Source organism: Enterococcus sp. AZ089, assembly GCF_050547225.1.
Taxonomy (GTDB): domain Bacteria; phylum Bacillota; class Bacilli; order Lactobacillales; family Enterococcaceae; genus Enterococcus_D; species Enterococcus_D entomosocium.
Window position 1 is genome coordinate 3,329,383 of sequence record NZ_CP172954.1, and the last position, 19,090, is coordinate 3,348,472.

The following is a 19,090-nucleotide window of genomic DNA, read 5'->3' on the forward strand; positions in this document are numbered from 1 at the left end:
TTTTTTGCTGACTGAGTGGAAAATACGCGCCCTTTTGTTTTCGTAAGGACGCAAATCAGCTTGTTTATGAGAATGTACGTTCTTATGTTATACTTACAGGAAAAGGAGAGGATCGTTTTATGCAGCAGCCACTTGCTTATCGAATGCGGCCACGGAACTTAGATGAAGTCGTCGGACAGCAGCATTTGGTTGGCCCGGGGAAAATCATTCGCCGAATGGTCGAAGCCAAAATGCTTTCTTCGATGATTCTATACGGACCGCCGGGAACCGGAAAAACCAGCATTGCCAGTGCGATCGCCGGCTCGACACGCTATGCGTTTCGCATGCTGAACGCCGCCACAGATACAAAAAAAGACCTGCAAATCGTGGCAGAGGAAGCCAAAATGAGCGGTACTGTCATTTTATTGCTTGATGAAGTCCATCGACTAGACAAGACAAAACAAGACTTTTTACTGCCCCATTTAGAAAGCGGCAAGATTATTATGATCGGTGCCACGACGGAAAATCCCTACATTACGATCAATCCAGCGATTCGCAGTCGGACACAGATTTTTGAAGTCAAACCGCTCCAAGAAGAAGATATTTTGACCGCCATTGATCAAGCTTTAGCAGATGAAACTCGCGGACTTGGATCAGAAACCATCGTATTGACCGATGATGCCCGCTTGCATCTTTCGCGAGCGACCAACGGTGATTTACGAAGCGCCCTCAATGGCTTAGAACTCGCTGCCCGTTCCACACCAAAAGGACCAGACGGCATTATTCATTTGACCTTAGCGATCATCGAAGAGTGCGTACAGCGCAAAGCATTGACCCATGATAAAGATGGGGATGCGCACTATGATGTGATCTCTGCTTTTCAAAAATCGATTCGCGGCAGCGATGTGGATGGTGCGCTGCATTACTTAGGTCGTTTAGTAGAGGCAGGCGATTTGGCGATCATTTGTCGGCGCTTGATGGTCATCGGTTATGAAGACATCGGTTTAGCTAACCCAGCAGCCGCTGCTCGAACCGTCAATGCTGTGTTAGCCGCTGAACGTTTGGGCTTGCCGGAAGCTCGGATCCCTTTGGCCGATACGGTGGTCGATCTATGTTTGTCACCAAAATCCAACTCGGCCTACATGGCATTGGATGCAGCGATCGCAGATATTCGTAGCGGTAAAGCTGGAGATGTCCCGGATCATTTACGAGACAGTCATTACAAAGGCGCCGAAAGCTTGAATCGAGGAGTTGGCTATCAATACCCACATAATTTTGATGATGCATGGGTCGATCAGCAATATTTACCTGATAAGCTAAAAGGTACCCACTATTATCAACCGAAAGCCACCGGTAAATATGAGCAAGCGTTGGGCCAACGGTACCAACAATTGCAGCAACGAAAGAAAAAAAACTAGGTGCTTAGAAAAAATAGTGACTTTTTGGTATCGTTTTCAAACAACTTTATTGCACCTTCGTCATTCCTATGCTACTATAAGGGTGGGAATTCTGTGATGTACGAGTTGTCCCTTTTGTGTGTTGACCGAACATTTTTATTGATATCTTGGGATCCGTCTTGTGTCAATGCTGGTAACATGCCTTTTCCTTTGGTAGTTCGAAGCTTAGACCGTGGAACCCACCTGCTAGAATTTGCGGGATCAATACTATGGGAAAAAGAACGGCATCAACGGATATTACCCATTCTTTTTAGAATGTGCCATCTGTTTTTAACAGATGGCTTTTTTGCGTTTTCTAGCCGTTAGAAACCGTGCAACGTCCTCCATCTGATATCAAAGTAAGGGTGGCTTTTGCTATTCTTTCTAGGGTTCGCTATACTAAACCTATCAACTTAGAATAGGATGGCGTATGTTTATGATTCTTCTATTATTTACGATCGTGGCACTCGTATTATTCGGCACCAGTTATTTGCTTTATGCCAAACAAGCGATTTTTTTCACTTTGATCCCTACTACTGAGGCGAATAAAGTCTTCTTAAAAACCTATAGCCTCATTCATTTCCTTTTAGGAGTAGTGGCATTGGTTGTGGGCTTTGTCGATAGAGAGCTGATTGCCTTGTTTTATTTGGCGTTGTTGCTGCTCTCTTCCGCTTCGTTCAGCATCTTGCTGGCACAAAAAATGAAAAAAAAGGAAGATTAGGTTTTCTTTTTCCAGAAAAAAGCATTACAATAAAAGTAGAAGATAACAGATGGGAGTGTTTCTTATGTTACAACAATATCAACGAATCATGGTAGCCGTCGATGGGTCTAGCGAGTCAGAATTAGCCTTCAAAAAAGCCGTGAATGTGGCACAGCGGAATGATTCTGAATTAGTTTTAGCACATGTGATCGACACTCGGGCCTTTCAAACCGTTTCTTCTTTTGACGGCATGCTTGCTGAGCAAGCAACCGAAATGGCCAAACAAACTTTGAAAGACTATGAGGATTATGCCCGCAAACACCAAGTAACTGCAGTCAAAACAGTGATTGAATACGGCTCGCCAAAACCAATCATTGCCAAACAATTGCCCGAAGATCACAACATCGATTTGATTATGATCGGTGCCACTGGTTTAAATGCCGTGGAACGAATCTTTATCGGTTCCGTGTCTGAGTATGTCATTCGCCATGCTGGCTGTGATGTGTTAGTTGTGCGGACAGATCTAGAAAACAAAATCCCAGAAAAAGACCACACCAAAGCTTGATAGCTAGACGACCTGCCGACGAACGGCAGGTTTTTTTGTGCAAAAAAAACCGTGACAAAAGCAAAAGAGTCAACGAGCACTTAGGTCTCATTGGTCTTTTTGCCTTTGGTCACAGCTCTTTGACAAGTCGGTTATCCAAACTTGTACAGCAAAAAATGAAAGCAAAGTAATAGGTACTCCTATCTAACCATGTTTCCTTTTGATTGTAAATAGTTTTTCTGAATTTTCTGAATAAATAGTTAATTTATCCATCCTTAAATAGAAAAAGCAAAGCGTCGCTTCCCTTAGGAAAAACGACGCCAAAATCTATGGTCATAATGGGCTATCCAAAGGACGCTGGTCAAGAGGATCACAAAGAAAACCGGACCATTCAATAACCAAAAATCAATCGAAGTCGCAGCAAAGCCATAAAGGATGATAACAATGACGGAAAGAAATAGCGTTGCGACTGTTCCAATGGCTAACCCAAGACTCCCCGCCCCTCTCGTAAACAATTGACTGATATTGGTCCAATCCAAAAGCAGCAATCGATAATCCCGAGCAAAATATTTCAAGCACAAAAGAAAACTGCTCCAAAGTGCCCCGACTAGAAAAGAGACAGCCAAAATCAGCGGCATTTTGAATAAAAGCACTGCTGCCAGCACGATGACTGCTGTTAAGCTCAGCTGCAAAACGACGCCAAAGCGGAATTTTTCCCGCAAGTAGCGCTTCATCGATAGCGGCAAGGAGCGGACAAACAAGAAATTCTCCTGATCCAATGAAATCAAATTACTGATAAAAGAAGTCGGGTTGACCATCAGTGCCGCCAAGGCGATCCCCGCCACGAAAACAACACCGATAAATCGCTCATCCAATTCACTTAACTGAACCACCCCAGTAAACACAAAAGACACTAAGAAAATGATGGGCATCAGCAACGAAGAAGAAAAGACTTGCATGATCAAATTCGGATCACGGATCAACTGCGAATTGTAATTAAACAACAGCTGGCCCAAGCCTTGATTGGGTTTATGTTTCCGACGAACACTCCCTTGGTTAGGCGCCGCGGCTGCCACTTGCTCATAAAACTTCGGCAAGATCAACCGATAGAGGGCAAAAAGCAACACGCCTGCTGTGGCGATGATCCCTAGCAAGCTAAGCAAACCGGTGGATTGAAACGGCGCCACCATCACATAATAAAAGGGCAATAAAAAGGTGATCGCTCCCCGGTCTACCACGTCTGTCTCATAAGTATTCACCTGATTCATCATTAAGACCCCGATCACAACAACCAGCATCGTCACGCCTAGCAATAAACTAGTGACCAATTTTTTATGCTTCAAGAAAAACTTGGTGCGCGTCAGGCTGAAGACGATCAAGCTGCAAATGCTGAAGATCAAGACTAAAAACAAGCCGAACAGCAAGAACGCCCATAAAATCGTCAGTAAGAAAAAGACGTTTGCCCGAATCCCTGTCAGGAGAAATAAGACCAGCAGGGGAAAAATAAACGGCGCAACGGTGAGAAACACCACCACGATCTTTGCCAGAAAAATTTCACTCTGTCGAAAGGGCAGCGGCAAATACGCTGGCAGGTCTTGACTCTCGAAAAAGACATTGTAAATAGACGAAATCCCTTGGGAAAAGCCTAAAATCCCGAACAAAGCGACATAATAGGTAAAAAAGCCCGGCATCTGACTAAAATCCAATGTGATCATCGTCAAACCATAGACTAGCAGAAACACCACTCCAGAAAGCGCATATTGAAACAACAAATAACTGGTCAAGGTCGAACCAGCCTTGCCTTTTTTGCGGGCTTTGTCTGTTAGTTGGGGATTGGCATACCGCAAATTAACGGAGGTCAGCGTCAGAAATTGTTGTTTTCGCATCTACGCTTCCTCCGCTTCTGCAAGAATCGCTTCTTCTTGACTTCTCCCAGTCATTTGCAGATAGATTGTTTCCAAAGAAAGCGACGGATGCTGTGCCAGCAAATCTGCCACTGAGCCATTGTACAGCAGCTCACCTTTTTTCAAAATCGCTAATTGATCACACAACTGCTGGGCGGTGTCTAAGACGTGGGTAGAAAAAATCACGGTCTTGCCCTTGGCAGCATGCTGTTTCATCATTTCTTTTAAATCATACGCTGCTTGGGGATCTAAGCCTTGCAATGGTTCGTCCAAGATCCAAATGTCCGGATCGGGGATCAATGCCCCAATCAGCAGCGTTTTTTGCCGCATTCCATGGGAAAAGCTAGCGATGGTCTCTTCTTCATGAGACAGCATATCAAACAAGCGCCCTAATTTTTGCAAACGCTCGGCCTTTTCAGCTGTCGGTACTTCATACGCTGCTGCAATCAAGTCCCAATATTCCCCAGCCGTCAGCTGTAAAAACAAATCTGGCGTGTCCGGCACATAGGCAATTTGTTTTTTTATCGCTTCCCGATGTTCCACGAGGGATTGACCGTCAAAAAAGATTTCCCCACTCGTCGGTTGTAAAATACTAACTAAGCTTTTGATCGTTGTCGACTTCCCTGCCCCGTTGTGTCCCAGAAAGCCAAAGATCTCCCCTTGACGAATCGTCAGGGAAAGATCAGACAATGCTTTTTTGGGTCCATATTGTTTCGTCAGATTCTTGATCTCAATCATTTTCCTGCCTCCTTATTCCATACCTATTGTTATCTTACGCTGAAACGTAGTAAAAGAAAAATGTTTATTGCCATTTTTATCAAATCAATTGACAGGAGCTGCAAAAACAAAGATAATAAGAACACTTTAGGGGAGTAGCACATGGATCGTTCCATGATCTTAGATCAACAGCAAGCGGGAATCCGCTGGTTTAAGATGTTTCTTGCAAGACCTAAGTGGCAAGGGGCCGCTTAGGTCTTTTTGCAGTTTAAAATGGAGGGAAAACAGTCAATGAGTTCAAGTAAAATGAAAAAAGTGACCGCCGGCGGACTTTTAGTCGCCATGGGGGTGGTCTACGGTGATATCGGTACGAGCCCACTTTACGTAATGAAAGCCCTGGTGGAGGATAATGGCGGACTCCGCACCTTAACGCCCGATTTTATCTTAGGCAGCGTCTCACTCGTCTTTTGGACGCTGACCTTGTTAACGACGATCAAGTACGTCTTGATCGCATTAAACGCGGATAACCATGGAGAAGGCGGGATTTTTTCCCTTTATACCTTAGTTCGTAAAAACAGCCGCTACTTGATTATTCCAGCGATCATCGGGGGCGCAGCCCTGCTAGCAGATGGGGTATTGACGCCAGCCGTGACCGTAACCACTGCCATCGAAGGATTACGGGGGATTCCAGCCTTTTTTGATCGCTTCGGCAATGACCAATCGATCATCGTCGGCATCACCTTAGCAATCTTATTGGTCCTCTTTGCCCTGCAGCGCTTTGGGACTGAGTTTGTCGGCAAAGCCTTCGGACCGATCATGCTAGGCTGGTTCACCTTCTTGGGCATCGTCGGTGTGATGAACTTTGCCGGTGACCTTTCGGTGATTCGGGCCCTTGATCCCCGGTATGCGATCAATTTGCTCTTTAGTCCCGATAACAGCGCTGGTCTCTTTATTCTCGGCAATATCTTTTTGGCGACTACTGGTGCGGAAGCCCTCTACTCGGACTTAGGTCATGTGGGTAAGAAAAACATTTATGCTAGCTGGCCCTATATCAAAATCTGCTTGATGCTGAATTACTTTGGTCAAGCGGCGTGGCTGCTGCAAGTCTATCAAAACCCGACTTATCAAGAAATCGAAAACTTGAATCCATTTTTCCAAGCGTTGCCGCAAGGGTGGACAGTCTTTGGTGTCAGCTTCGCCACACTCGCTGCCATCATTGCTTCGCAAGCTCTGCTGTCTGGCTCCTTTACCTTGGTTTCTGAAGCCATCAAGTTGAAACTATTGCCGCGGATGCAAATCATCTATCCGGGTGCGTCTATCGGGCAAATGTATATTCCTGCCTTGAACACCTTGCTGTGGATCGCCTGTTCCGGCGTAGTCTTATTCTTCCAGACCTCTACTCGGATGGAAGCCGCTTATGGATTGGCCATTACGGTAACGATGTTGATGACCACTATTTTGCTGTATTTCTACTTGCACCAAAACAAGAAGACCCGTTTCTTGGCACCGTTCATCACGCTCTTTTTTGCAGCGATCGAAGGCATTTTCTTTATCTCTAGTGCGACGAAATTTTTCCATGGCGGTTACGTTGCCATCTTATTAGCCAGCGTGATCATCGGTGTGATGCTGATTTGGGAATGGGGCAATCGTATTCAAGAAAATGCTGCCGAAGAAGTTGCACTTTCTACCTACATCCCTCAATTGAAACAGTTGCGGGAAGATGATTCTTTGCCATTATCTCAGACGAACGTCGTCTTCATGGTTCCTAAACTGCAAGACGATCAGATCGGTCAGCAGTTCATCTATTCCATTTTAGACAAACGGCCGAAGCGTGCCAAAGTGTATTGGTTCGTCAATGTGGAAGTCACCGATGAACCTTATACGAAAAAATATGAAGTTTCGATGGCAGATACCGATTTTATCGTTAAACTAAAGCTTTATCTCGGCTTTCGGGTGCCGCAAGAAGTCAATCTCTACATTCGCCAAATCATTCAAGAATTGATGAAAGATGGTCGCTTGCCGCTGCAGCCGCAACGCTATTCCTTAACGCCTGGACGCAATGTGGGTGATTTCCAATTCGTGATGATCGAAGAAGAGCTGTCGAATGCAACTGCATTAAGCAAATGGCAGAAGCAAGTCATGCAGACGAAGCTTTTTATCAAACGCCATACTATTTCACCTGAACGCTGGTTCGGCTTAGAATACAGCGATGTGGTTCATGAGACCGTTCCTTTGGTCATCGGTCAGATGAAAGAAAGCTCTCTGACAGAATTACGCATCGAGGAACGCTAAGAAACCGCCAGTACTGGTTGAACTTTCTGATACTTTCAGGTACACTGAAAAGACAAAGACACAAAGGAGGGAAAACGACCATGATGCGCATGACTAAAATAACAAGTAATGAAAATTACCAACGATACCATATCGCATTTAGCCATGCAATTGGTTTTACAGTTGCTGTTGACGGGACGAGTCTGTCCAAAACAGTGAAATTTACGTAAAATCAATGGCCATCTCAAGGTATTTTTCTCAAAAAAATCTGAGTTTAAATAACACTGGCCATGGATATCCATGGCCTTTTTGAGTGGTCTCAAGGAGAGAGATCATGATCATACAAGCAATTGCTATTAAAAAAACCATCGGCGGGAATCCGTTATTTGAGGAGTTATCCTGCCAAATCGAAGCTGGGGAAAAAATTGCCCTAGTCGGCATCAACGGAACGGGCAAATCAACCTTTTTACAAATCTTGACTGGCAGTGAAGGTGTCGATAGCGGCGTTATCAGCCGCCAAAAAGGCTTGAGGATCGGGACGGTCGAGCAAGAGCTGACAGTTTCTGAAGCAACCGTTACCCACTACCTGCTCCATTCTGCAGCTAACATTCAAGAACTCAAACAGCAAATGAGCCATTACGAAGCCTTGATGGCAGAACCCGATACTGATTTAGAGAAGTGTCTGATCCGTTATGGCGAGCTGCAGCAGCGCTTTGAAGAGCTGGGCGGTTATGGATTAGAAGACCGAATTTCCGCGATCTTACAAGGGTTAGGAATTCCCCATCGGCAGGACGCACGGTTAACAGACCTTAGCGGGGGTGAACGGGTCAAAGTCGCTTTAGCCAAAGTGTTAGTCACCGATGCTGACTTGCTGTTACTGGATGAACCAACCAATCACTTGGATCTTTCAAGTATCCGCTGGTTGGAAAATTATTTACAGAATACGAAAAAAGCGGTTCTAGTCGTTTCTCACGATCGACACTTTCTCGATCAAGTCACCACCAAGACCTGGGAACTGGAAGAAGGCGCCCTGATTGAGTATCCTGGGAACTATAGCCGATTTCGTGTCTTGAAAGAAGCTCGCTTGGCGGAGCTGACCAAAAATTACGAACTGCAGCAAAAAGAAGTCCAGCGACTGAAAGTCATGATTCGTCGATTTCGTCAGTGGGGCCATGAAGGAGACAATGAATCCTTCTTCAAAAAAGCCAAAGAATTGGAACGCCGCCTAGCGAAACTTACACTGGTCAAACCGCCAGCGCCCCCGAAAAATCGGCTGCAAGGCTTGGCAAATGGCGGAAAATCAGGTAAAGAGGTGTTCATCGTTCGCGACTTGCACCAGCAATATGCCGATCAGCTCCTATTCAAAGACAGCAGTTTTGCAATCTACCGTGGGGAGCATCTAGCCATCATCGGCGACAATGGTACCGGAAAATCAACCTTACTCACATTACTTCTCGGTGAGGAGCTTCCTAGCGGCGGCACTATCAAGCGCGGCAGCAGCTTACAAATCGGCTATTTGCCCCAACAGCTACAGTTTGCCGATCCCGAGAGCCGCCTATTAGCCTACGTCCATACATTGACAGGAAACGAAGAAACGGCTCGTCGGCAATTAGCCAAAAGTGGTTTTTATCAAGGTGATGTGGCCAAACGAATCAAAGATCTATCCGGTGGTGAAAAAATCCGTTTGGCGTTACTGAAACTCTTTTTAGAAAAAATCAACGTCCTGATTTTGGATGAACCAACCAATCACCTCGACAGCTATGCCCGAGAAGAAATTGAAGAAATGCTGCAAGATTATCAAGGAACCCTGCTGGCAGTCAGCCATGACCGCTACTTTTTGCAGCAGCACTTCCAAGAAGCCCTGGTCATTGCACAGCAGCAGATCACACGCCAGCCACTAAGCCCATTGATTGACTAAGACATTGATTCGCAACAAAAAAACTTGATTTTCCTACAGTAAGCATGGGTTGTTCAATCCATGCATAGGCGGAAAATCAAGTTTTTATTTTTTGATCAATGAATGTTGCCGATCAAGTTGCGGATCGGTTTTCTAGCTAAATACAAGATGATGCCGACAACAACGGCTACTCCGCCGACGATGCCATAGTACATCCCTTCTGTTTGTGGTGTATAGAACCGAGCGATTTGCGCATTGATGGCTTGTGAAGAAGCGTCTGCTAACAACCAAATCGCCAAGGTTTGTGCTTCGAAAGCTTTCGGCGCTAGTTTGGTCGTCACCGACAAGCCCACAGGTGAAAGACACATTTCCCCCGCGATCATAATGAAGAAGCTCAATACCAACCATAATGGGCTGACCCGTTCTTCTACTCCAAACAAGAGGCTTGGCAGCATTAGCAATAGAAAGGACAAACCGGCTAAGACCAAACCAATGGCAAACTTCACTTCTGTCCGGGGTTGGCGAGAACCTAGTTTGGTCCACAACCAGACAAAGACAGGTGTCAGTAAGACGACAAAAAGTGGATTTAAGGTTTGATACAAACTTGCTGGAATATTGATGCCGAATAACGTTGATTGCGTACGGTCAGCAGCAAACAATGCCAAGATCGATGAGCCTTGTTCTTCTAAGGACCAAAAGACGATCGCTGACAAGAACAGCGGAATGTAGGCCAACACTTTTTTCTTTTCATCTGGTGTGACATCTTTCGAACGCAGCATTTTGGTAAAGTAGTAGATCGGCAAGAAAATACCTAGAACACTGATGAAGTTGATGAAGAAATCAACCGTCAGATGGCCAGTTGCAGCAGCTGCGCCAAACAACACTGCCAATGCGAGAAGAACCAGAACGACTGCTCGGAAGAAGGTTTTCTTTTCGGCTGCCGATAAGGGATTCGTTGGCGCGATCGCTACACTTTTCAACGTGGTTTTTCCTTGCACATAATACTGCACCAAACCGATAAACATCCCGATAGCAGCAATCGAAAAGCCTAAGTGGTAGTTGACCTCTTGTCCTAAGATCCCGACGATGATCGGTGCTAACAAGCCACCGATATTGATCCCCATGTAGAAAATTGAGAAACCAGCATCCCGACGGATATCGTCTTTGCTGTACAAATGCCCCACCATACCCGACACGTTGGATTTCAATAGTCCGGTTCCGATGACGATCAGCATCATGGACACAAACAACGCTGGAATCCCTAAAGGTGTTGCCAAGACGATGTGTCCTAACATGATCAAGATCCCACCATAAAAGACGGATTTATTTGATCCTAAAAGACGGTCCGAGATCCAACCGCCAACAATACTTGACATATACACTAAGGAACCGTAAATCGACATGATCGCCACAGCCGTTCCTTTTGGCAACCCTAAGCCGCCGTTGGCAACTGCATCGTACATGAAGTACACCAAAATCGCCCGCATACCATAATAACTGAATCGTTCCCACATTTCCGTGAAGAATAAAGTCGACAGCCCTCGCGGCTGACCTAAAAATGTTTTTTCTTTTTCCATATGTAATGGCCCCTTATAAAAATTAATGAAAATAAAATAGCGGAATTTTTCTGAAAATTCACAAATGCCAGTTTATTCCCATTTGGCAACTTTTACAAGGGTATTTCCCTGAGAACATCTTGTAAAAAAGGAAGGAAATTTAAATTCAAATGAAAGCAAAATGAGAAGCCATCCACCTAGGTGCAGTATGAGCCAATTTTCATATGTATAATTATTAAATTTTCTGTTTAAAAAATTAGAAAATGGTCTTCACCAATTTTTCTCTCTAGTCCCGTTTTGCGGACTTTCCTATAAAAAAACACATGCAAGCATTTCTCTTGCATGTGTTTCAGCTTCTATTCTAAGAAATGTTTTCGCTTAGCCGCGTAAACGTTCCACATCACGAGCGATCATTAATTCTTCATCTGTTGGGATCAAAAGTACTTTGACTTTTGACTCTTCAGTTGAGATCACTAATTCTTCGCCGCGTTTTGCATTTTGATCGGCATCTAATTCGCAACCAAACCAAGTCATGCCTTTGATAACTTCGCTGCGGACGTGGGCATCATTTTCACCGATACCGGCAGTAAAGACGATCGCATCAACACCGTTCATGGTCGTTACATAGCCACCAATGTATTTACGGATGCGGTCAGTAAAGACGTCATAAGCAACTTTGACTTCTTCTTTGTCGTAGTTTGCTTCTAGATCGCGCATGTCGCTGGAAATACCAGTTAAGCCTAATAAACCAGATTTTTTGTTTAAAACATCCACCATTTCATCGATATTCAAATCTAATTTTTCCATTAAGTAAGGCAAAACAGCAGGATCGATGTCACCTGAACGTGTGCCCATCGTTACACCAGCTAATGGCGTGAAGCCCATTGATGTATCTACTGATTTTCCGCCGTCAACCGCAGTGATCGACGCACCGTTCCCTAGATGGCAAGTGATGATTTTTAATTCTTCGATTGGTTTACCTAACATTTCTGCTGCACGCTCAGAAACATAACGGTGGCTTGTACCGTGGAAGCCGTATTTACGTACTTTAAATTCGTTATAGTACTCTAATGGCAAGCTGTATAGGTAATTGTGTTTTGGCATCGTTGCATGGAAAGAAGTATCAAAAACAGCGACACTGATGATTTCTGGCAAGATTTTTTTGAAAGCAGTGATCCCCATCAAGTTTGCTGGGTTGTGTAATGGCGCAAATTCAGCCAATGCTTGGATGCGTTCCATCACTTCGTCTGTGATCACAACTGAATCAGGGAAATCTTCTCCGCCGTGAACGACGCGGTGACCGACGCCAGTGATTTCATCATAGGCACCTAAAATGTTTAATTCAATCAGTTGATCCAATAACATTTTTACAGCTACTTCGTGATCGTTGATGTCGATGATTTGTTCGAATTTTTGATCTTCCCCATATTTGATGGTAAAGATAGAATCTTTCAAACCGATTCGTTCAACGATTCCTTTAGCGACAACTGTTTCCTCTGGCATTTGATATAATTGCCATTTTAAACTTGAACTTCCAGCATTGATTGCGATTGTTTTTGACATGATGATCTCCTTATCCGAATTATATTACAGATTTGCTGCTTTCCAAGCCGCAAATTGTTCAAAAAGTTTTGTGATGTTCTTTGGTTCTTTCAGTGAGGCTAGCTTGACCAGCAAGACTTCGTCTGCTTGTTTGCTTGTCCCTCCATGGTTTTGTAAAAGCAAAATACTTTTACGTGAATGTTCATTTTTAAAGAGTTCTTCAGGAAGCTGAATCATTCCTTGCAAATAAACCTTTTCTTTCAGCCATTTTTTCAAAAATTCACTCTGTTCCGTTTCCAAGAAGTTGCTTGGTACTAAGAACAAACCGTAACCGCCAGCTTTGACATAGTTCATCGCTTGTTCCATCAACAAATGATGGGCGTAACTGTGCCCTTCTGGAGCCGCCGTAATGAAGCTGCGGGCTTTGTCATCTTGTGGGTAATAGCCCACCGGTAGATCGCTGATCGCCAGATCCATCGGTTCGATCAAAAGCTCTTGCAAGCCATCTTGATGGAACAAATGCAAGGGCGCTTTGGTCCATTCGCCAGTCGCAGCTGCGATCGCCAACAAGGTTTCGTCAATATCCACACCGGTTCCTTCTACTGGACGCTTCGCTAATTGCAGATTCAGCAAGACTGTCAATAAGAGATTCCCCATGCCTACCGATAAATCAAGAAGTTTCACTGGTTGGTCGGCACTACTCAACTGCTCGATCAAATAGACGAATAAAAACCCAAGACTATCTGGTGTCAGTTGGTGATTGGCCTGTAGGCGCTCCGTTTGGCTGCCTTTCAACAAAACCAACTGCGCAAGCTTGCGTTTTTCTTCTGCCGATAGTTCCATTGCTCGAATTTCTTGATAGATGGTTTCTAAACGAGCAGCAGTTGCTTCATCTGGTACCCCATCGATCACGCGAACTTGGTATTGATCAACAAAATTTTCGATCGTCTCTACGTAAGCATCAAAAAAAGACGTTTCCAATGCGTTTTGAAGCAGTTGGATCGCTTCAACGGTCAAATGAAAAGACGTTTCCATTTTTTCTGCGGACATCTTGCACCTCTTTTCAAAACTATAACAACATATATACCTGTTTAATTTTAGCCGATTCATCCAAAATAATCAATCGCTTTCGTTTAGAATAATTTGTGAAGCTGTAAACATTCTTTTTCTATTTCTGTATGAAAAAGGATGGTCGAAACAACCATCCTTTTCCTGTACTATTCTTCTTGGTCATCTGTGTCTATTTCAGGCTGCTCTTCAGGCAACAAAAAGGTAAAAGTAAATCGCCGACTTTTGACATAGCATTCGATCTGTAAGCTCTGTCCTTGCCGTTCATAAGTCAACTTTCCTACATTATAAAACCGTGTCCCTCGATCTTCCAACTCGTTTTGCAAGAATTCCGCATGGAAAAGTTCACTCATAATACGGGCTTCATAGGTTTCAATGGTTTTTGTATAAAAAAGGGCTATTGTGCGGCTGTTTTCTAACACCAGCAATAACATCAAGCTCAACAGCTGCACAAACAACAATGCTGTGAGTAAAATACCGCCTTTATGCCGCCTCTTGTGAGTGTATTTTCCATTGTCCAATTTTCTGGTCTCCATTCTCAAAGGAAACGGTAAAGCGGATCGCTGCGCCAATTTTCTCAAAAGACACATCTGCCACTTCTGTCAACAACGGTTGATAGCCATTGTTGTCCCGTTTCCGCAACACGCGGTTGATGCGATCGATCGTTACCGAATTGTTTTGACTGCTTCGCAAATATAGCGTGTTCTCGCTGACTGATAGATAGACACAGGTACTTAATTCCCGTTCCAACTGAAACAAAAAAACATGCCATTCTTGATCTTTGCGAGCCATGATCTGCTGATTGACCGGTGCGAGGTGCTTGACGATCCCGCTGATCATCAATAAGCAGATCGCCAATACCCATAAAGACAACAGACACTCCAACAAAGTAAAGCCTTTACTCTTCATACACAATCTCCCAGAGCTGTTCGCCACTTTGGATGCGTGCCTGTTGATGCTGCGCTGCTTGCCAAAAGCGAACTTGATAGACCGTCTGACGCTGCGTCGTGTAGGTAATGGTTGACGCATCAAAGGAGTGGTTCTGGACTTCTTCATACAGCACCCGCAGCATTTGGGCTTTTTCCTGCAATGCCGCACTTTGCGTCAGTGAAGCGGTCTGCATCGCTAAAAACAATAACACACAGGTTGCCAACACCCCAAAGCCAATCAGGCTTTCTGCTAAGATGAACCCGCTATTCAACGATTTTTTCATAGCGTCCGCTCCCAAATAAAAACTTATAGCTGATGGTTTGCTTTTTCTCCTGCCAATAGAAAACGATCCTTCGCAGACTACTATTGTTGCCGGACTGACTACTAAAAAGAATATCGGGAAACGCCTGCATCGCTAGTTGAGGAGGGACTTCGATCTTGGTGACCGGCTCAGTTGCAGCGCCATAAAATGAAACAGTTGGCGTTGGCGCTGCTTGATAAACGGCTCGGGTTTGTGTGTTATCGATGATGGCCGATTGCTGTATGGTATAGAGGCCTTTTTCTAAGCGTGCACAAAAGCCTAAGACTTCAGCAGATCGTTGATAGTACTCGATGGCCACGACGGGAAAAAAGAGAAACATACTACTGACCATGAGGACCAAAAGGCTTTCTATTAAAGTAAAACCAACAAAAGAACACCGTCGACAGACCTTAGTCCCCCTGCTCATAAATCGCATATTGCTCCTCAGATACATACCCTTCAGCGATCAATTCTTCTCTCGAGGGCTCCCGATTTTCATTCAGACGAAAGAGTTCGATCTGGGTTTCCACCACTTTTACGATGGCCGCGTTTCCTTTCTCATCAATGATTCCTCTTTGCTTGGCAAGATTTGGGACAAACAACAAAACCAAAATACTGATCACTAATAAAACAACCAACATTTCAACCAATGTAAAGCCTTTTTTGACACGCCAAATCCCCTGCTTGCGAGAAGATGCGACTTTCTTTTCTATCATTCGATCACTCCTTGGATATTTCCATAGATTGGTAAAAACATAGCGGCATAGATCCCAACGATCATTAAAGCAACCAACAAAAAAATCAGAGGCTGAACCCAGTGAATAGCTTTTTCGATTCGTTGAAACAAGCGATCCATCAATAATTGACTGTATAAAAAAAGCTCTTCTCCTAACTTTCCCCGTACTTCTCCTTGAAAGACGATCAAAGAAAATTCTGGTGTGAGAAACGAGAAATGACGAAGTTTTTCTGGGAGTTCTCCGCCAAGTGTCAAGGTCACTCGCAACTCTCGCGCTAATTCTTGGATCAAGGTAGCTTTATTGGTGTGCTCCATACACTCAATGATCTGTTGGATATCTAACCCTTGCTGAAACAACTTGCCCCATTCCAATGCGAAAAAACTCGTGTGATAACTCGTGTACAATGCTCCGAACAATGGCAGGTGGCTGAAGAATACAGCTTTTTGCAAGGCAGTGCGGCGGGCAAACACCCAGCGGCTGATCACAAAAAGCAGCACACTTACTAACAAGAAGAGGATAAGTACTGCTGGTGCCCAAGTGATGGCGCGAATGCCCCAATGACCTTCGTCGATCATGCCAGAGGCTAACAATTGAGGCAATAAAAAGCGATGCATGCCAAAGAGAGCCGCCACTAAAAAGACCAGTAGCAAAAGCGGATAGGCCGCTACTTTGTACAGCAGCTGTTTTTGCTTGTTGACCAATTTGTGGTAGTCGACCATCCGCCGCAAGGTCGTCGTGAGATTCCCATGACTTTCTGCTAAATAAAGCTGACTTTTTTCGGTAGCCGATAAAGACAACGGCGCTACTGCTGCTGCCAAGCTTTGCCCTTGGGCAAGATGGGCAATCAGCTGTTCGATCACAGGTTCAGAAAACTGGCGACTGCGCAGCAACACTTGGAGGCTTTCTTGTAGGGAAAAGCCACTCTCCAATAACACCGTGAAGGTGACCAAGAGGGCTTCAGTTGCACGGCGTGGTAGCTGGGGCTTCTTTTTCATAAACTTCATCGGTGATCCACCCACTTTCTTTCACTCGTTTTAATACGTGCTGCCACTGTTTTTCCACTTGCCCCTCATAAAAGTGATACGCCAGCAATCCATGGGGTTCGTTGACTTCATTCGGCAACAATCGCTGATAAACGATCCCTTGCAACGCGTGCGCCAGAAGATCGTCTGCCCCTAGCAATTCCAGCAGCCGTGTCTTGGTTTCTGCTACGCCTCGTGCATGGATCGTGGCAAATACTCGATGACCTGTCAGAGCGGCTCGTACAGCGGCTTGCGCCGTCTCTTTGTTACGGATCTCACCAATCAAAAGCAGGTCCGGACGATGCCGTAAAGACAAGCGAATCAATTCATCATAGTCTTGTCCGATTTTCAAATTGGTCTGTAGCTGCAAAAAATGCGGCTCTTCAATCTCCACAGGATCTTCGATGGTAATGACTTGTCCCTTGGTTGCCCGTGCTAATTGATACATGAGGGTCGATTTTCCTGAGCCAGTGGGACCAGAAAATAAATATAGGCCTCTTTGTTTGGTTGTCTGTTGGATCTGCTGGACGTCTTCTGCAAAAAAATAGCGCAGATGCTCCTTGTTCAAAGGATAAAGAAACCGCATCACGAGACTTTCACGCCCTTGATAATCACCCACCGTTGAGACGCGCAACCGCTGTAGCTGATCGCCTAACAGATAGCTGACTGCGCCTAACTGAGCTTTGCGCCGTTCTCCCACCTCCATTCCTCCTAAAAATTTGAAGCGGGTGATCAGCTGCTGAGCTTCTTCGTTGGTCAGTACTTGATAGGTCTTTCTGAGATAGCTTTTACTGAAAATCACCTCCATCTGTGTACCGCTAGGCAAAATGGTCAGATCCTGCATGTGTTCTTGTCTCCCATAATGAATCAACTCGTCTGAGAATGCTTGAATATCCACGACTTATCCCTCCTAAAAAGAAATACGCAAACGCTTTGAGAATAGAAAAAAAAGATGAAGCAAATTTGCTTCATCTTTCATCATTCGTTTATTTCTGTGGTTCTTTTGCCACAAATTGGGCTTCCACCCGATAGATCCGCTGCCCGCGGCTTGAGAATTTTTCTTCATATTCAGTCATGATATTGTTCTCAAAGGAACTGTTATGCAAGTCCAACCAAACTTGTTTGATAATCATGCCGTATTGAGAAAAGCTCGCTAAGGAATACTCAAACAATCCTTGGTTATCCGTTTTGAAATGGATCTCGCCGTTGGGACGTAAAATCTGCTCGTCGACTGCTAAAAAGGCTTTGGAAGTCAAACGGCGCTTCTCATGCTTCTTCTTAGGCCATGGATCAGAAAAATTCAAATAGATCTGGTCTACTTCATTGTCTGCAAAATAGTTGGTCAATGCGGAACCATCGACATGCAGCAGTTGCAAGTTCGGGATCTCCTGCTCGATCATTTTATCTAATGCGATCGAAACGACACTAATCTGCATTTCCACACCAATATAATTGATCTCGGGATGAGCTTTCGCCATTTCCGTAATAAATTGGCCTTTTCCCATTCCAATTTCGATATGCAGCGGGTGATCATTGCCAAAGCGTTCATGCCAACGCCCTTTCCATTCAGTAGGCTCTGCCACAACGTATTCTGGATGAGCGTCAATCAGCTCTTTTGCACCTGCACGTTTTCTTACTCTCATGTTTCTTCCTTTCCGAAAAAACAAGATGGAACCAAATTGCCTCGCTCCATCTTCTCTTCATTCGCTATAAATTCGTTTTAATTGTAAAATCTCTGCATTCATGGCTTTGTAATCGCCTCGCAGATAATATTTTTTGACCTCTTGCAGCATACTCAACAATGCGTACCAATAAATCTTTTCGATCACTTCGCTGCTGCTGTGGATACCATAGCGCACGAGCCAATGAGACCAGCCAGATAATGGCACATAGTGACCTAAAATAGTGCCGATATCGATTGCCGGATCTGCAAACATCACGGAATCCCAATCGACTAAATACAAATAGTTTTGACAAACTAGCCAATTTCGATAATTGACATCGCCATGGACGACCGCGGCTTTCTGCTCGTCAAAAGCTGGAATATTGGTTTTTAAATACTCGGTGACCAAATGAATAAAACGGTTTTGGGCGACCGCAGAAGGCAGCTGATCCTGATAATCCATCAGCATCTGTTCAGGCGATCTGACTTGTCCGCCGATTTTGCTTAGCATCTGTGCCAACGTTTTTGAATGATGCAAGTGATACAACACATCAATGACATCATTTCTTTGGCCGATTTCATCGGGATCTAAGACCCGTCCATCCAGCCATTCTTGTGCGGAGAGCGTATCCCCATTTCCCGTCCGTTTCGTCCAGACGAGTTTGGGTGCAATGCCCTCTTTAGAGAGTGCCGCAAGCATCGGGGTCGTATTTCGTTTGATAAAGACTTTGTCGTTGTCCTTGAGCCCGATATAGGCTTTCCCGGTGTCGCCTTTGATTGGCCGCATACGCCAATCTTGATCCAAGCGAATATCCATCCTAGC

The 19,090-nt window shown here is 44.7% G+C and carries 20 protein-coding genes and 1 other RNA gene; 7 read left to right on the forward strand and 14 right to left on the reverse strand.

Features of this window, described 5'->3' with window-relative positions; translation table 11 throughout:
• Positions 1-119 precede the first annotated feature (119 nt).
• From IGJ01_RS15405 to IGJ01_RS15420, 4 genes are all read left to right on the forward strand, one after another.
• A complete protein-coding gene (locus tag IGJ01_RS15405; RefSeq protein WP_008382049.1) occupies positions 120-1,397 on the forward strand; it encodes a replication-associated recombination protein A in 1,278 nt (425 codons plus the stop codon).
• Positions 1,398-1,482: 85 nt separating this feature from the next.
• Positions 1,483-1,677: non-coding RNA, 6S RNA (ssrS, locus tag IGJ01_RS15410), on the forward strand.
• Between the two features lie 168 nt (positions 1,678-1,845).
• Positions 1,846-2,136: a hypothetical protein gene (locus IGJ01_RS15415; protein WP_005233435.1), complete on the forward strand. Its 291-nt coding sequence runs from the start codon at positions 1,846-1,848 to the stop codon at positions 2,134-2,136.
• A 64-nt stretch (positions 2,137-2,200) separates the two neighbouring features.
• Positions 2,201-2,680 carry a universal stress protein gene (locus IGJ01_RS15420; protein ID WP_008382048.1) on the forward strand — a complete coding sequence of 160 codons (480 nt, stop codon included), beginning with the start codon at positions 2,201-2,203 and terminating at the stop codon, positions 2,678-2,680.
• Between the two features lie 284 nt (positions 2,681-2,964).
• Here IGJ01_RS15420 and IGJ01_RS15425 read toward each other — a convergent pair whose 3' ends face one another.
• Complete coding sequence (locus tag IGJ01_RS15425; protein WP_430601244.1) at positions 2,965-4,545, reverse strand: ABC transporter; 1,581 nt, start codon at positions 4,543-4,545, stop codon at positions 2,965-2,967.
• The gene (locus IGJ01_RS15430) at positions 4,546-5,301 is read right to left on the reverse strand and encodes an ABC transporter ATP-binding protein (RefSeq protein ID WP_005233426.1); all 756 of its coding nucleotides are present in this window, start codon (positions 5,299-5,301) and stop codon (positions 4,546-4,548) included.
• Positions 5,302-5,571: 270 nt separating this feature from the next.
• Between IGJ01_RS15430 and IGJ01_RS15435 the strand changes: the two genes are divergently transcribed.
• The 3 genes from IGJ01_RS15435 to abc-f all read left to right on the forward strand — a co-directional run bounded on the left by IGJ01_RS15435 (position 5,572) and on the right by abc-f (position 9,469).
• The gene (locus IGJ01_RS15435; RefSeq protein ID WP_008382045.1) at positions 5,572-7,572 is read left to right on the forward strand and encodes a KUP/HAK/KT family potassium transporter; all 2,001 of its coding nucleotides are present in this window, start codon (positions 5,572-5,574) and stop codon (positions 7,570-7,572) included.
• An 80-nt stretch (positions 7,573-7,652) separates the two neighbouring features.
• On the forward strand, positions 7,653-7,781 hold the full coding sequence (locus IGJ01_RS15440; protein ID WP_005233423.1) for a hypothetical protein: 129 nt from the start codon (positions 7,653-7,655) through the stop codon (positions 7,779-7,781).
• 104 nt (positions 7,782-7,885) lie between these two features.
• Positions 7,886-9,469 carry a ribosomal protection-like ABC-F family protein gene (gene abc-f, locus IGJ01_RS15445; protein ID WP_429969658.1) on the forward strand — a complete coding sequence of 528 codons (1,584 nt, stop codon included), beginning with the start codon at positions 7,886-7,888 and terminating at the stop codon, positions 9,467-9,469.
• 95 nt (positions 9,470-9,564) lie between these two features.
• On the opposite strand, the gene IGJ01_RS15450 is transcribed toward abc-f, so the two are convergent.
• The 12 genes from IGJ01_RS15450 to IGJ01_RS15505 all read right to left on the reverse strand — a co-directional run bounded on the left by IGJ01_RS15450 (position 9,565) and on the right by IGJ01_RS15505 (position 19,084).
• The gene (locus tag IGJ01_RS15450) at positions 9,565-11,025 is read right to left on the reverse strand and encodes a peptide MFS transporter (RefSeq protein ID WP_005227746.1); all 1,461 of its coding nucleotides are present in this window, start codon (positions 11,023-11,025) and stop codon (positions 9,565-9,567) included.
• Positions 11,026-11,382: 357 nt separating this feature from the next.
• Positions 11,383-12,567, reverse strand: coding sequence for an acetate/propionate family kinase (locus IGJ01_RS15455; RefSeq protein WP_005233419.1), 1,185 nt, complete (start codon positions 12,565-12,567; stop codon positions 11,383-11,385).
• Positions 12,568-12,591: 24 nt separating this feature from the next.
• Positions 12,592-13,596: a class I SAM-dependent methyltransferase gene (locus IGJ01_RS15460; protein WP_008382040.1), complete on the reverse strand. Its 1,005-nt coding sequence runs from the start codon at positions 13,594-13,596 to the stop codon at positions 12,592-12,594.
• A 167-nt stretch (positions 13,597-13,763) separates the two neighbouring features.
• Positions 13,764-14,135 carry a competence type IV pilus minor pilin ComGG gene (gene comGG / locus IGJ01_RS15465; RefSeq protein WP_244732527.1) on the reverse strand — a complete coding sequence of 124 codons (372 nt, stop codon included), beginning with the start codon at positions 14,133-14,135 and terminating at the stop codon, positions 13,764-13,766.
• Positions 14,098-14,523 (reverse strand): competence type IV pilus minor pilin ComGF, encoded by a 426-nt coding sequence (gene comGF, locus IGJ01_RS15470; RefSeq protein WP_005233416.1) that lies wholly within the window; start codon positions 14,521-14,523, stop codon positions 14,098-14,100. The genes comGG and comGF overlap by 38 nt, the downstream gene beginning before the upstream one ends.
• Positions 14,513-14,827, reverse strand: coding sequence for a hypothetical protein (locus IGJ01_RS15475; RefSeq protein ID WP_005233415.1), 315 nt, complete (start codon positions 14,825-14,827; stop codon positions 14,513-14,515). The genes comGF and IGJ01_RS15475 overlap by 11 nt, the downstream gene beginning before the upstream one ends.
• Positions 14,808-15,281, reverse strand: coding sequence for a competence type IV pilus minor pilin ComGD (comGD, locus tag IGJ01_RS15480; protein ID WP_429969657.1), 474 nt, complete (start codon positions 15,279-15,281; stop codon positions 14,808-14,810). The genes IGJ01_RS15475 and comGD overlap by 20 nt, the downstream gene beginning before the upstream one ends.
• Entirely contained in the window at positions 15,256-15,561 is a 306-nt protein-coding gene (comGC, locus tag IGJ01_RS15485; RefSeq protein ID WP_005233413.1) for a competence type IV pilus major pilin ComGC, read from the reverse strand. Before comGC ends, comGD begins: the two co-directional genes overlap by 26 nt.
• Positions 15,558-16,586, reverse strand: a complete 1,029-nt coding sequence (gene comGB, locus IGJ01_RS15490) for a competence type IV pilus assembly protein ComGB (RefSeq protein WP_244732529.1) — start codon at positions 16,584-16,586, stop codon at positions 15,558-15,560. Before comGB ends, comGC begins: the two co-directional genes overlap by 4 nt.
• Positions 16,540-17,502, reverse strand: coding sequence for a competence type IV pilus ATPase ComGA (gene comGA, locus IGJ01_RS15495; protein ID WP_244732532.1), 963 nt, complete (start codon positions 17,500-17,502; stop codon positions 16,540-16,542). Before comGA ends, comGB begins: the two co-directional genes overlap by 47 nt.
• An 88-nt stretch (positions 17,503-17,590) precedes the next feature.
• Positions 17,591-18,247 (reverse strand): tRNA (guanosine(46)-N7)-methyltransferase TrmB, encoded by a 657-nt coding sequence (gene trmB, locus IGJ01_RS15500; RefSeq protein ID WP_005233410.1) that lies wholly within the window; start codon positions 18,245-18,247, stop codon positions 17,591-17,593.
• Between the two features lie 57 nt (positions 18,248-18,304).
• Complete coding sequence (locus IGJ01_RS15505; protein WP_005233409.1) at positions 18,305-19,084, reverse strand: phosphotransferase family protein; 780 nt, start codon at positions 19,082-19,084, stop codon at positions 18,305-18,307.
• Positions 19,085-19,090 lie beyond the last annotated feature (6 nt).